Annotated in this window: 11 protein-coding genes; 9 read left to right on the top strand and 2 right to left on the bottom strand. The window is 65.7% G+C overall.

What is annotated here, in order from left to right; genetic code table 11:
- The first annotated feature begins 168 nt into the window (after nucleotides 1-168).
- The 5 genes from efeU (at nucleotide 169) to PMI20_RS14255 (ending at nucleotide 5,883) form a co-directional block, all read left to right on the top strand.
- Complete coding sequence (gene efeU, locus PMI20_RS14275; RefSeq protein WP_007932775.1) at nucleotides 169-1,011, top strand: iron uptake transporter permease EfeU; 843 nt, start codon at nucleotides 169-171, stop codon at nucleotides 1,009-1,011.
- A 9-nt stretch (nucleotides 1,012-1,020) separates the two neighbouring features.
- On the top strand, nucleotides 1,021-2,220 hold the full coding sequence (gene efeO / locus PMI20_RS14270; RefSeq protein WP_007932776.1) for an iron uptake system protein EfeO: 1,200 nt from the start codon (nucleotides 1,021-1,023) through the stop codon (nucleotides 2,218-2,220).
- Nucleotides 2,221-2,238: 18 nt separating this feature from the next.
- On the top strand, nucleotides 2,239-3,561 hold the full coding sequence (gene efeB / locus PMI20_RS14265) for an iron uptake transporter deferrochelatase/peroxidase subunit (RefSeq protein WP_007932779.1): 1,323 nt from the start codon (nucleotides 2,239-2,241) through the stop codon (nucleotides 3,559-3,561).
- Nucleotides 3,562-3,591: 30 nt separating this feature from the next.
- The gene (gene efeO, locus PMI20_RS14260) at nucleotides 3,592-4,416 is read left to right on the top strand and encodes an iron uptake system protein EfeO (RefSeq protein ID WP_007932780.1); all 825 of its coding nucleotides are present in this window, start codon (nucleotides 3,592-3,594) and stop codon (nucleotides 4,414-4,416) included.
- A gap of 267 nt (nucleotides 4,417-4,683) precedes the next feature.
- A complete protein-coding gene (locus PMI20_RS14255) occupies nucleotides 4,684-5,883 on the top strand; it encodes an MFS transporter (protein WP_007932782.1) in 1,200 nt (399 codons plus the stop codon).
- Between the two features lie 362 nt (nucleotides 5,884-6,245).
- Here PMI20_RS14255 and pssA read toward each other — a convergent pair whose 3' ends face one another.
- On the bottom strand, nucleotides 6,246-7,589 hold the full coding sequence (gene pssA / locus PMI20_RS14250; protein WP_007932925.1) for a CDP-diacylglycerol--serine O-phosphatidyltransferase: 1,344 nt from the start codon (nucleotides 7,587-7,589) through the stop codon (nucleotides 6,246-6,248).
- A gap of 206 nt (nucleotides 7,590-7,795) precedes the next feature.
- Between pssA and PMI20_RS14245 the strand changes: the two genes are divergently transcribed.
- Together PMI20_RS14245 and PMI20_RS14240 are read left to right on the top strand one after the other, a co-directional pair.
- Complete coding sequence (locus PMI20_RS14245) at nucleotides 7,796-8,374, top strand: TetR/AcrR family transcriptional regulator (protein ID WP_007932924.1); 579 nt, start codon at nucleotides 7,796-7,798, stop codon at nucleotides 8,372-8,374.
- Nucleotides 8,375-8,428: 54 nt separating this feature from the next.
- Nucleotides 8,429-8,908 (top strand): nuclear transport factor 2 family protein, encoded by a 480-nt coding sequence (locus PMI20_RS14240; protein WP_007932923.1) that lies wholly within the window; start codon nucleotides 8,429-8,431, stop codon nucleotides 8,906-8,908.
- 92 nt (nucleotides 8,909-9,000) lie between these two features.
- Here the strand turns inward: PMI20_RS14240 and sfnG are convergent, their stop codons facing one another.
- Nucleotides 9,001-10,095 carry a dimethylsulfone monooxygenase SfnG gene (gene sfnG, locus PMI20_RS14235; protein ID WP_007932921.1) on the bottom strand — a complete coding sequence of 365 codons (1,095 nt, stop codon included), beginning with the start codon at nucleotides 10,093-10,095 and terminating at the stop codon, nucleotides 9,001-9,003.
- Nucleotides 10,096-10,470: 375 nt separating this feature from the next.
- Here sfnG and PMI20_RS14230 point away from each other — a divergent pair, with 375 nt between their 5' ends.
- Together PMI20_RS14230 and PMI20_RS14225 are read left to right on the top strand one after the other, a co-directional pair.
- Nucleotides 10,471-11,709 (top strand): acyl-CoA dehydrogenase family protein, encoded by a 1,239-nt coding sequence (locus tag PMI20_RS14230; RefSeq protein WP_007926542.1) that lies wholly within the window; start codon nucleotides 10,471-10,473, stop codon nucleotides 11,707-11,709.
- Nucleotides 11,710-11,847: 138 nt separating this feature from the next.
- Nucleotides 11,848-12,627, top strand: a complete 780-nt coding sequence (locus tag PMI20_RS14225; protein ID WP_007926540.1) for a TSUP family transporter — start codon at nucleotides 11,848-11,850, stop codon at nucleotides 12,625-12,627.
- Nucleotides 12,628-12,703: the final 76 nt, after the last annotated feature.

Here is a 12,703-nt window from a genome sequence, read left to right as displayed (position 1 = left end):
TCGCGGGCAAGTCGGATCGCCGCCCGCTCGCTCCTACAGACACAAACACGCGCCCCGCGAAACGCGCTCCGTTCAGCTGACGTTCAGCAAATAGCAACCATAGTCATTTGCGAATACGTATCAACATGTTACAACTTAGCTCCCTATCTATCTCCCCGCCGGTGCTGAATGCTCGTTCCATTTCTGATCATGCTGCGCGAAGGGATCGAAGCCGCGCTCATCGTTGGCATCATCGCCAGTTACCTGCAACAGACCGGGCGCGGCCAGTGGATGCCGGCCGTGTGGATCGGCGTGTTTCTCGCCGCGGCCCTGGCGCTGCTGGTGGGGGGCGGCCTGGAGCTGATGAGCGCCGAGTTTCCGCAAAAGCAGCAGGAACTCTTCGAAGGCATCGTCGGCCTGGTGGCCGTGGGCATCCTCAGCTCCATGGTGTTCTGGATGCGCAAGGTCGCGCATTCGCTCAAGCATTCCCTGCAAGCCTCGCTGGACCAGGCGCTGACCGGCTCCCGGCACCAGGTCACGGCGCTGATCGCCATGGTGTTCTTCGCCGTGGCCCGCGAAGGCCTGGAAACCGTGTTCTTCCTCCTCGCGGTGTTCCAGCAGAGCCAAGGCCCCGCCGCGCCCATCGGCGCCCTGCTCGGCCTGGTACTGGCGATCGTCGTCGGCTGGCTGATCTACAGCGGCAGCATGCGCCTGAACCTCAGCGCGTTCTTCCGCTGGACCGGCCTGTTCATCCTGGTGGTGGCCGCCGGCATCCTCGCCAACTCGGTGCAGGCCCTGCATGAAGCCGGGGTCTGGAACCACCTGCAGACGGTGCTGTTCGACTTCAGCGCCAGCCTGCCGATGGACGGCCCGCTGGGCTCGGTGCTGGCCGGCATGTTCGGTTACCAGGACGCGCCGACCGTCAGCACCCTGGGCGCCTATCTGATCTACGTGCTGGTGACCCTGGTGCTGTTCTTCATGCCTGGCGCGGCACCCGCCGCCAGCCCATCGTCTTCCGTTTCCAGCCAGTAAGGCCTTTCCATGACCCAGCAAGCCTCCCCACAGCCCCCGACACCGAGCGTCCTGCGCTGGGCACTCGCCGGCTCCGTGATGGTGATGATCGCCGCCGGCGGGCTGTTCTATTACGCCTCGCAGCTGGCCGCCAGCAAGCGCCAGGCGCACCAGGACGAAATCACCGTGACCATCCACCCCCGCAGCTGCGAGCCGAACGCCCTGAGCGTGCCGGCCGGGCCAGCGAGCTTTCGTATCGTCAACCGCTCGGACCGCGCCGTGGAATGGGAAATCCTCGACGGCGTGCTGGTGGTCGAAGAACGGGAAAACATTGCGCCAGGCCTGAGCCAGGTGATCAACGCCAGGCTGCAGCCCGGCGACTACGCCATCACCTGCGGCCTGCTGAGCAACCCGCGCGGCACCCTGCATGTGACCCCGACCGCCGAGTCCGACGCCCAGGCCAAGGCCCGGCCGTCGATGGTCGCCTTTATCGGCCCGCTGTCGGAGTTCCGGGTCTACCTGAGCCGCCAGAGCAGCGCCCTGATCAAGGCCGTGAGCGAGCTGGAGCACGCCATCCAGGCCGGCGACCTGGCCCAGGCCCAGGCCTTGTACCTGCCGGCGCGCGCGGCCTACCAGCGTCTTGCTCCGGCCGCCCAGCGCCTGGGCGAGCTGGACAACAGCATCAACGCCCGCGCCGACTATTTCGAAAAACGCGAGCAGGACCCCGCCTTCGTCGGCTTCCACCGCCTCGAATACGCGCTGTTCCAGCAACGCGACCTGAGCGGCCTGGCGCCGATCGCCCAGCGCCTGCTCAGCGATGTCACCACGCTCAAGCAACAACTGCTGGCCCAGTCGCTGCCACCGGAGCAACTGGTCAGCCTGGTCGCGCGCACCCAGCGCAGCATCGCCGAGGTGCGCGCCGCCAGCGGCGAGGAAGAACGCTACAGCCACAGCGACCTCAACGGCTTTGCCGCCAACCTGGAGACCACGCGCAAGGTCGTAGACCTGCTGCGACCCTTGCTGGCCAAGCCCTCCACCCCGCTGCTGGCGCAGATCGACAGCGCCCTCGGCGCCCTCGACAGCCAGTACGGCGCCTTGCGCAGCACCGAGGGCTATGCCTCCTACGACAGTGTCGGCGCCGATCAGCGCAAGCGGATCGCCGACCAGGCCAAGGTTCTGGCCGATGCACTCGATGGAATCGATCCCGCCCTTGGCCTCTCCGGCCTGTAAGCAGAAGACCTCCGCCCGATGAACGATTCAGACGCTTCCAATCCAGATTTCTCCGCCCAACGCCGTCGCGTGCTGCTGGGCATGGGCGCCGCCGGTGTGGCTCTGGCCGGCAGCAGCCTGAGCTGCCCGGCGCTAGCAGCCCAGACCGGGAAAGCCGCCGCCCAGGTCACGCAAGCACCGAGCAGCGACCAGACCCAGGACCGCCATGACTTCCATGGCCAGCACCAAAGCGGCATCGTCACCCCGCGTCCGGCGGCCGGCATGTTGGTGGCGTTCGACGTGCTGGCCAGCGACCGCGAAGACCTGGAGCGGCTGCTGCGCACCCTCGACCAGCGCATCCGCTTCCTGATGACCGGCGGCCCGGTGCCCCAGGTCGATCCGAAACTGCCGCCGCTGGACTCGGGCATCCTCGGCCCGGTGGTGACCCCGGACAACCTGACCATCACCGTCTCGGTGGGCGCCTCGCTGTTCGACGAGCGCTTCGGCCTGGCCGCGGCCAAACCCAAGCGCCTGATACGCATGGTCGGCTTCCCCAACGATGCGCTGGAACCCGACTGCTGCCACGGCGACCTGAGCCTGCAGTTCTGCGCCAACACCACCGACACCAATATCCACGCCCTGCGCGACATCGTAAAAAACCTGCCAGACCTGCTGCTGGTGCGCTGGAAGCAGGAAGGCAGCGTGCCGCCCCAGGCCCCGGCGCGTCCTGGCGAGCCGGCGCAGAGCGCGCGCAACTTCCTGGGTTTTCGCGACGGCTCGGCCAACCCCGACTCCAACGACCGCAAGGCCATGGAGCGGATCGTCTGGGTCCAGCCCGGCAGCGACGAACCGGCCTGGGCCGCCCACGGCAGCTATCAGGCGGTGCGCATCATCCGCAACTTCGTCGAACGCTGGGACCGCACGCCCTTGCAGGAACAGCAAAGCATCATCGGCCGGGTCAAGGCCTCGGGCGCGCCCATGGACGGCCAGCAGGAACATCAGGTGCCGGACTACCGCAAGGACCCGCACGGCCAGCTGACCAAGCTCGACGCCCACATCCGCCTGGCCAACCCGCGCACCGCCGAGACCCAGCGCAACCTGATCCTGCGCCGGCCGTTCAACTACTCCAATGGGGTGAACAAGAACGGCCAGCTGGACATGGGCCTGCTGTTCATCTGCTACCAGGCCGACCTGGAGCAAGGCTTCATCGCGGTGCAGACCCGCCTCAACGGCGAGCCCCTGGAGGAATACCTCAAGCCGGTGGGCGGCGGTTATTTCTTCAGCCTGCCCGGTGTCAGCGGCGAGCAGGACTTCCTCGGCCGCACGCTGCTCGAGGCCACCCAAGCGAAAACCCGTGCCTGACCACCCTCCATCCCCCCACGGAAACGTCCCATGAAAAAGTCGCCCCTCGCTGTGTTGCTGACCCTTGGCCTGCTGCATGTTCCGCTGTCGGCGGTTGCCGCCACCTCGCCGCTGGAGCTGGTGGGGCCGATTTCCGACTACAAGATCTACGTCACCGAGCAGCTCGACGAGCTGGCCAGCCACACCCAGGCCTTCACCGACGCGGTGAAGAAAGGTGATTTGGCTACGGCTAAAAAACTCTACGCACCGACCCGGGTGTACTACGAGTCGATCGAGCCGATCGCCGAACTGTTCAGCGACCTCGACGCGGCCATCGACTCGCGGGTCGACGACCACGAACAAGGCGTCGAGGCCGAGGACTTCACCGGCTTCCACCGTATCGAGTATTCGCTGTTCGCCCAGAACTCCACCCAGGGCCTGGACGCCCTGGCCGACCGTCTGAACAAGGACGTCAAGGACTTGCAGGCCCGCGTCGCCGGCCTGACCTTCCCACCGGAAAAAGTCGTCGGCGGCGCCGCCGCCCTGCTGGAGGAAGTGGCCGCGACCAAGGTCTCCGGCGAGGAAGACCGCTACAGCCACACCGATCTCTACGACTTCCAGGGCAACATCGACGGGGCGAAGAAAATCGTCGACCTGTTCCGTGCGCAGATCGAGCAGCAGGACCCGGCCTTCGTCGCCAAGGTCGACAAGAACTTCGCCACGGTGAACAAGATCCTGGCCAAGTACAAAACCGCCGACGGCGGCTTCGAGACCTACGACAAGGTCAAGGAGAACGACCGCAAGGCGCTGGTGGGCCCGGTCAATACCCTGGCCGAAGACCTCTCGACCCTGCGCGGCAAGCTGGGGCTGGACTGATCTCCGGGTACCCGGCCCGATCTTGCGTAGGAGCGAAGCTTGCTCGCGATAAGTTCGCCAGGACAACACGGTGAAATTTGACGACCGCCGCTGCGCGGCTATCGCGAGCAAGCTTCGCTCCTACAGGCAAGCGTCCGGCCGGCGTGCCGATGACTCGCCCCGTCACCCGCCCTGCTGGGCTACCATCACCTGCGCCAATAACCCTGGGCGCGGGCGCGTTTTGTCTATAACGTCCCGCGCACTCCCGACTTTCATGGAAGACCCTGCATGTCCACTGCCACGGCCCAATCGCCGCAGACCGCCGCGCCGTTCAAACTGCTGCCGCTGATGCTCGCCTACATGGCCTGCACCATGTCGATGATGGCCTTCGTCTCGCTGATCGGTCCGATCGTGCGCGTGCTCGGCCTGGCCACCTGGCAGGCCGGCGCAGCGGTGACCGTCTCCGGGGTGATCTGGATGCTCCTGGCACGCCCCTGGGGCCAGGCCAGCGACCGCTTCGGGCGCCGTCGGGTGCTGCTGCTCGGCACGGCCGGCTTCACCCTCGCCTACTGGGCGCTGTGCCTGTTTATCGATGTCTCGCTGCACCTGCTGCCGGGCATGTGGCTGGCCTTTATCGGCCTGATGCTCGGGCGCGGCCTGATCGGGGTGTTCTACGCGGCCATCCCGGTGGGCGGTTTTGCCCTGATCGCCGACAACGTCGAGCCCGAGCATCGGGCCCGCGCCATGGCCACCCTGGGCGCCGCCAACGCCGTCGGCCTGGTGTTGGGGCCGGCCGTGGCCGCGCTGCTCGCCCGGGTCAGCCTGAGCCTGCCGCTGTACGCCATGGCCGTGCTGCCGCTGGCGGCGTTCCTGGTGCTGCTGTACAAGCTGCCGCGCCAGGAACTGCACCTCAAGCAGGCGCCGCGCTCGGTACGCCTGAGCGACCCGCGGCTGCGCCGGCCGATGGCGGTGGCCTTCGTCGCCATGCTCTGTGTGTCCATCGCGCAGATCACCGTGAGCTTCTACGCCCTCGACCGCCTGGGCCTGGACAGCGCCGACGCCGCCCAGGCCGCTGGTATCGCCCTGGCCATGGTCGGCGTGGCGCTGATCTGCTCGCAACTGGTGGTGCGCAAACTCGAATGGCCGCCGCTGCGGATGATCCGCGCCGGCGCGCTGCTGGCCGCCAGCGGTTTTGCCGGCTGCATGCTGGTGGAAAGCGCCTGGGGACTGTGGCTGGGGTTCTTCGTCTCGGCGGCGGGCATGGGCGCGATCTTCCCGTCCTTCTCCGCCCTGGCGGCCAACGCCGTGGACGCCTCGGAACAAGGCGCCACCGCCGGTTCGATTGGCGCGGCCCAGGGGTTTGGCGTGGTGATCGGCCCGTTGGCCGGCTCGCTGATCTACGCCGTCGAACCGCGCCTGCCCTACCTGATTGCCACGCTGTTGCTGCTGTTGGTGGCGGTCTGGCCGGCGGCGAAAAGCCCCAGCTGATCCGGCCGCTGATACAGCTGTAGCCACTGCCGCAGGCTGCATACGTCCCGAAGAGGCGCGACGATCTCAAGATCGATGAAGGCCCTGCGGGCCTTGTCGCAGCCTCGCGGGCTCGGCAGCGGCTACAGGATCGGGGCCTGGCTTCGTGTAGCCACTGTCGCAGGCTGCGTACGTCCCGAAGGGGCGCGGCGATCTCGAGACCGATGAAGGCCCTGCGGGCCTTGTCGCAGCCTCGCGGGCTCGGCAGCGGCTACAGGATCGGGGCCTGGCTTCGTGTAGCCGCTGCCGCAGGCTGCGATAAGCCCCGCAGGGGCTTCAGGGCCAGCAAGAACGACCCCATCGTGGATCGTTCGCCGCGGACCTCAGAGGATGCGGTAGAGCAACCGCTCGATGCGCACCCGGCTGACCCGGCGCAGGAACTTGCCGACGGCCGCCGGGTAGTCCACCAGGGTTTCCAGGCGCTGGAAGTGCTCGATGCGCCGGGTGTGGCGGAAGATCGTTTCCAGCTCCTGGCGCCGCGGTTCCAGCAACTCGCCCTTGGGGTCGTCGAGCAGCAAGGCGTTTTCCAGGTCGAGGCGGAAGGCCCGCGGGTTGAGGTTGTTGCCGGTGAGCAAGGTGTAGCGCTGGTCCACCCACATGCCCTTGAGGTGGTAGGTATTGTCGCCATCGCGCCACAGGTGCAGGTTCAGGCGGCCGCTGTCGATGGCCTTCTGATGCCGCTTGGCGAAACGCCGCAGGCTGATCTCATAGAGGTACGGCAGCGCAGCGATGACCTTGAACGGCTCGCTCGGCGGAATGTAGAAGTCGTTGGCGGTCTTGTCGCCGACGATGATGTCGATCTTCACCCCGCGCGCCAGGGCGCGGTTGATTTCCCGGGTCACCGCCAGCGGCAGGTTGAAGTACGGCGTGCAGATCGTCAGTTGCTGCTGGGCGCTGGCGATCAGTTCGCAGATGACCCGGCTCAGCGGGTTGTTCTTGCCCACCCCGAGCAGCGGGCTGACCGACAACTGGTCCTTGAGCACCCCGCCGGCACTGGTGTCGTAGGCCGCGTGCTTGAGGCGGCTGCGCAGGTCGCCGATGTCGTTGCGCAGGCTGCGGGTGGTCGGCAGGTTCGGCAGGTCCAGGCGATGCACCGCCCGCGACGCCACCAGGCCATGCTGGACCAGGTGCTGCATGGAGTCGGCCAGCTCGCGGTTGTGCAACAGGTGATAGCGGTCGAAGCGGTATTTGTCGAACTTGTGCAGGTACACGTTGTTCAGGCTGGCGCCGCTGTAGATCACGCAATCGTCGATCACGAAACCCTTCAGGTGCAGCACGCCGAACAGTTCGCGGGTCTGCACCGGCACGCCGTACACCGGCACTACGCTTTCGTGGGTGCGGGTCATTTCCTGGTACCAGGCCGAGTTGCCCGGCTGCTTGCCGGCGCCGATCAGCCCGCGCTGGGCGCGCAGCCAGTCGACCACGACCACCACGTCCAGCTCCGGACGCGCGGCCTTGGCGGCGTGCAAGGCATCGAGAATTTCCTGGCCGGCCTCGTCCTGTTGCAGGTACAGCGCGACGATATAGATGCGCCGGGTGGCCTGGGCGATCTTCTCCAGCAGGCAACGGCGGAATTCGGCGGCGCCATTGAGGATGGACAGGTCATCGGCAGCCAGCGGGAAGCTGCGCAATTTTGGCAGCAGGGAACGTTTGAAAAGCGACGGCATAGGGCTCGCAGAAGGTCGAATCCAAAAGAGCGCAAGAGCTTACACCAAGGTGCCGGCCCGGGTCTTGCGGGGCGCTGTGAAGATTTGTCGCCTGCCCTCTGGCGCCTGCCGCGCAAGCGCGGGTGACGGGATGGGTCGCGACAATAAATTCATCGATCGAAAATAACTTGTTGACCAAGGAGAACGATCGTTCTACTGTACGTCACATGAACGAAATCACTAGCAACGACACACGCGATATCATTCTGGATGTCACCGAAAAGTTGATCTATAAAAGTGGCATCGCCGCCACGGGCATGGATCTTCTGGTGAAGACCGCCGGCGTCTCCAGAAAGAGCATCTACCGCTACTTCACCACCAAGGACGAACTGGTGGTGGCCGCCCTGCAACGCCGCGACCTGCGCTGGATGCACTGGTTTCGCAGCGAAGTGGACAAGGCCCCGACCGCGGCCGCGCGCCTGCTCAACCTGTTCACGGTGCTGGGCGGCTGGTTCGCCTCGGAGGACTTTCGCGGCTGCGCCTTCATCAATACCAGCGGCGAGACCGGCGACCCGCAGGACCCGGTACGGGTGGTGGCCAGGGCGCACAAACAGAAACTGTTCGACTACGTGTTCGAGCTCTGCAAGGAACACGCCTCGGAAAAACCCGGCACCGAAGATCCGGAGGAGCAAGCCAGACAGCTGCTGATCCTGATTGACGGGGCCATTACCGTTGCACTTGTGATGGGTGATCGCAGTGCCGCCGATAATGCGCAATGCATGGCGCGAAAGTTATTGGACCTGTAATCGTTTAAAACAAGTTCGACACTGCTGAACCTCAACTTTCATTGGAGACTTTAAATGTCATCTAACGCTGAAGTTCGTCCGCCACTTCCCCCTTTCACCCGCGAATCGGCCATTGAAAAGGTCCGCCTGGCCGAAGACGGTTGGAACTCCCGCGACCCGCAGCGGGTGTCCCTGGCCTACACCCTGGACACCCAATGGCGTAACCGCGCCGAGTTCGCCCACAACCGTGAAGAAGCCAAGGGGTTTTTGACCCGCAAATGGGCCAAGGAACTGGACTATCGCCTGATCAAGGAACTCTGGGCCTTTACCGACAACCGCATCGCCGTGCGTTATGCCTACGAATGGCACGACGACTCGGGCAACTGGTTCCGCTCCTACGGCAACGAGAACTGGGAGTTCGACGAGCACGGCCTGATGTCCAACCGCTACGCCTGCATCAACGACATGCCGATCAAGGAAAGCGAGCGCAAGTTCCACTGGCCGCTGGGCCGGCGCCCGGATGACCATCCGGGGCTGTCCGACCTGGGCCTGTAACCCCTTGTAGGAGCGAGCTTGCTCGCGATGCCGGCACTGCGGTCTGTCCGACAGACCGCTATCGCGAGCAAGCTTCGCTCCTACAGTCCACCTCAAGCCGCGGCATCCTCGTGCTTCAGCGCCGCCTTGGCTTCCAGCTCGCGCACCAGTGGCAACACCCGCTTGCCGAAGTACTCCACCTCTTCCTGGAAATGCAGGAACCCCGCCAGCACCAGGTCCACGCCCACGGCCTTCAAGGCGACGATGCGCTCGGCGATCTGCTGCGGCGTGCCGATCAGGTTGGTCTTGAACCCGTCGTTGTACTGCACCAAGTCCTCGAAGGTGGATTTGGCCCAGTTGCCCTCGCCTTCCGGCGAGGCCTTGCCCGCCTGTTTCGCCGCGTCGCCAAAGGCGTTCACCGCTTCCGGATCGGCCTGGTCGATGATCTCGGCCAGCACCGCGTGTGCTTCCTCCTCGGTATCGCGGGCAATCACGAAGGCATTGACCCCGACCTTCACCGAATGCTTGTTCGCCGCGGCCTTGGCACGGATGTCGTCAACCTGGGCCTTGATGCCTTCCGGCGTGTTGCCGTTGGTGAAATACCAGTCGGAGACGCGTGCCGCCATGTCCCGCGCGGCGCGGGAACTGCCGCCCTGGAACACTTCCGGCTGACCCAGCGGCTTGGGCTTGAGGCTGTAGTTGTCGAAGCGATAGAAGTCGCCACGGAAGCTGAAGTTGTCCTGGCTCCAGATGCCCTTGAGGGAACGGATGAATTCTTCGGAACGCCGATAACGCTCGTCGTGCTCCAGCCAGTGTTCACCGATGGCCTGGAATTCGCCCTTGAACCAGCCGCTGACGATATTCACCGCGATCCGGCCATGGGTCAGCTGGTCGATGGTCGCCAGCTGCTTGGCCGCCAGCGCCGGTTGCCAGGGGCCGGGCAGGATCGCCGCGATCACCTTGAGCTTGTCGGTGGCAGCCAGCAGCGCATGGCTGAACGCCACGGACTCATGCTGGAACTCGGCGCCGTAACCGGCGGTGAAGCGGATCTGGGTCAGGGCGTACTCGAACCCGGCGGCCTCGGCCAACTGCGCCAGCTTGCGGTTGTAGTCGATGCCCCAGTGGGTGCGCTGCTCGATCTTGCTGACCACCAGCCCGCCGCTGACGTTCGGTACCCAGTAGGCAAATTTGACGGCTTGCTGACTCATTGGCGTGTCCTCGCGACTGAAGTGTCCGGGGAACAGAGCAGCAACCGTGCCAGCCGGAAAACTCCGGGGCCGCGCGCCCCTGTAGCCGCTGCCGCAGGCTGCGAACGGCTGCGAACGGCTGCGCAGCAGACGCTGCCTGTGCCGACGCAGGAAGGCCCTTCGGGCCTTTTCGCAGCCTGCGGCAGCGGCTACAGGTAGACCGTCGAACCCTGCGTGAACAGGTCGATTTGTTGATGCGCTGTTGGCTGGGCAACAGTTGCCGACCAGCCGCCCTGCGCCCGGCCCGCTGATTACAGCCACCCGCCTCCCGGCACGGACCGTGCAATCCCGTCCGCGCAAACCACGCTTTCACTGCCGACTCAAGGAGCTGTGCCCATGACCGAACACCAGGTGATCAATCCATTGTCCGTAGGCGTCGACTACGAAGCCCTGGCCGGGCGCTTCCGCCCGATCTTCAAGCGGATCGCCGCTGGCGCGGTGGAGCGCGAGCAATCGCGCAGCCTGCCGTACGAGGCGATCCAGTGGCTCAAGGAGGCCGGTTTTGGCGCGGTGCGGGTGCCGGTGGAATACGGTGGCGGCGGCGCCTCCCTGCCGCAGTTGTTCCAGTTGCTGATCGAACTGGCCGAGGCCGACTCCAACGTGCCGCAAGCCTTGCGCGGGCATTTCGCCTTTGCCGAGGACCGCCTCAACGCTGCCCCGGGACCGGCACGGGACCTGTGGTTCAAGCGTTTCGTCGAGGGCGACATCGTCGGTTGCGCCTGGACCGAGATCGGCAGCGTGGCCATTGGCGAGGTGATCACCCAGGTCTCGCCGGCCGGCGACAAGTGGCGGCTCAACGGCGAGAAGTTCTACAGCACCGGGAGCATTTTCTCCGACTGGATCGATGTCTACGCCCGGCGCAGCGACACCGGTGGCGACGTGATCGCCGCGGTGCGCACCCGCCAGCCGGGCATCGTGCAGAGCGACGACTGGGACGGCTTCGGCCAGCGCACCACGGGCAGCGGCACCTCGCACTTTGTCGATGCCGAGGTGGAGGCGGAAAACCTTATCGACTTCGCCACCCGCTTCAAATACCAGACCGCCTTCTACCAGTTGGTGCTGCTGGCGACACTGGCGGGCGTCGGCCGCGCCGCGGTGCGCGATGTGGCTCACGAGGTGCGCACCCGCAAGCGCATCTACAGCCACGGCAACGCGCCCCGGGTCAGCGAGGACGCCCAGGTGCAGCAGGTGGTCGGGGAAATCTCGGCCCTGGTGTACGCCGCCGAGGCCAGCGCGGTGCGCGCGGCGGAACCGGCGCAGCAGGCCTACCTGGCACGTTTTGCCGGTAACGACGAGGCGGAGCGGGCAGCCAATGTCGCGGCGGAAATCCAGTCGGCCACGGCCCAGGTGGTGGTCACCGAGCTGATCCAGCGCGCCACCAGCGAACTGTTCAATGCCCTGGGCGCTTCGGATATCCGCCAGGGCAAGGCCCTCGATCGTCACTGGCGCAACGCCCGTACCCTGTCGTCGCACAACCCGGTGATCTACAAGGCGCGCATCGTCGGCGATTGGCTGATCAATGGCAGCGAACCGCCGTTCGTGTGGCAGATCGGTAACGGGCCGCAGCGCCAATAGCAGCCTCACCGGCTCTCCCGTAGGAGCGTCGACCGGCCGCTCCTACAGAATTGGGACGGTCGCGGTCGTGAAAGGTTATGGGTAAGATACCGACCTTTCGCGCAGCTCTTCTGCGCCCCGCCGAAATAAGTCGATCCCATGCCTTTCGAACTCAGCGTAGATTTGACCACCCTCGCCATTCTGGCTCTCGTCGCCTTCATTGCCGGCTTTATCGATGCCATTGCCGGCGGCGGCGGCCTGCTCACCACCCCGGCGCTGCTCACCGCCGGCCTGCCGCCGCACCTGGTGCTGGGCACCAACAAGCTGAGTTCGACCTTCGGCTCGGCCACCGCCAGCTTCACCTTCTACCGGCGCAAGCTGTTCCACCCGCGACAATGGACCCACGCGATCGTCGGCACCCTGGTGGGTGCGCTGAGCGGCGCGGTGGTGGCCCATTACCTGCCGGCCGAATGGCTGAACAAGATGCTGCCGGTGATCGTCTTCGCCTGTGGCGTGTACCTGCTGTTCGGCGGCACGCCAAAAGCGCCGCTGGACAGCGAAGCGCCGATCAAGAAAAAGTGGCAATCGACCCAGGGCTTCAGCCTCGGTTTCTACGACGGCGTGGCCGGCCCCGGCACTGGCGCCTTCTGGACCGTCAGCAGCCTGCTGCTCTACCCCATCGATCTGGTCAAGGCCAGCGGCGTGGCGCGCAGCATGAACTTCGTCAGCAACGCGGCGGCGCTGTCGATCTTCATTTTCTCCGGCCAGGTGGATTGGGCCATCGGCCTGAGCATGGGCCTGTCGCTGATGGTCGGCGCCTTCTTCGGCGCCCGCACCGCCATCAGCGGTGGCGCGAAATTCATTCGCCCGGTGTTCATCACCGTGGTCCTGGGCCTGACCGTGCGCCTGGCCTGGCAGCACTGGTTCAGCGCCGTTTGACCCACTGAAACGACAGCGGGCGAACCCAGTGGATTCGCCCGCGCTGTTTGTTTCCAGCTCCTTCCAGCTTGCTTCC

The organism is Pseudomonas sp. GM17 (assembly GCF_000282175.2).
GTDB classification, from domain to species: Bacteria; Pseudomonadota; Gammaproteobacteria; order Pseudomonadales; family Pseudomonadaceae; genus Aquipseudomonas; species Aquipseudomonas chlororaphis.
Note: the sequence above shows the minus strand (reverse complement) of the source record. Positions and strands in the feature narration are given on the sequence as shown.

What these genes read in the sequence shown, in the direction of transcription:
- sfnG (WP_007932921.1), bottom strand. Translation starts at nt 10,095, where the DNA reads ATGAGTCAGCAAGCCGTCAAATTTGCCTACTGGGTACCGAACGTCAGC.
- efeB (WP_007932779.1), top strand. Translation starts at nt 2,239, where the DNA reads ATGAACGATTCAGACGCTTCCAATCCAGATTTCTCCGCCCAACGCCGT.
- pssA (WP_007932925.1), bottom strand. Translation starts at nt 7,589, where the DNA reads ATGCCGTCGCTTTTCAAACGTTCCCTGCTGCCAAAATTGCGCAGCTTC.
- PMI20_RS14245 (WP_007932924.1), top strand. Translation starts at nt 7,796, where the DNA reads ATGAACGAAATCACTAGCAACGACACACGCGATATCATTCTGGATGTC.
- PMI20_RS14255 (WP_007932782.1), top strand. Translation starts at nt 4,684, where the DNA reads ATGTCCACTGCCACGGCCCAATCGCCGCAGACCGCCGCGCCGTTCAAA.
- PMI20_RS14230 (WP_007926542.1), top strand. Translation starts at nt 10,471, where the DNA reads ATGACCGAACACCAGGTGATCAATCCATTGTCCGTAGGCGTCGACTAC.
- PMI20_RS14240 (WP_007932923.1), top strand. Translation starts at nt 8,429, where the DNA reads ATGTCATCTAACGCTGAAGTTCGTCCGCCACTTCCCCCTTTCACCCGC.
- efeU (WP_007932775.1), top strand. Translation starts at nt 169, where the DNA reads ATGCTCGTTCCATTTCTGATCATGCTGCGCGAAGGGATCGAAGCCGCG.
- PMI20_RS14225 (WP_007926540.1), top strand. Translation starts at nt 11,848, where the DNA reads ATGCCTTTCGAACTCAGCGTAGATTTGACCACCCTCGCCATTCTGGCT.
- efeO (WP_007932780.1), top strand. Translation starts at nt 3,592, where the DNA reads ATGAAAAAGTCGCCCCTCGCTGTGTTGCTGACCCTTGGCCTGCTGCAT.
- efeO (WP_007932776.1), top strand. Translation starts at nt 1,021, where the DNA reads ATGACCCAGCAAGCCTCCCCACAGCCCCCGACACCGAGCGTCCTGCGC.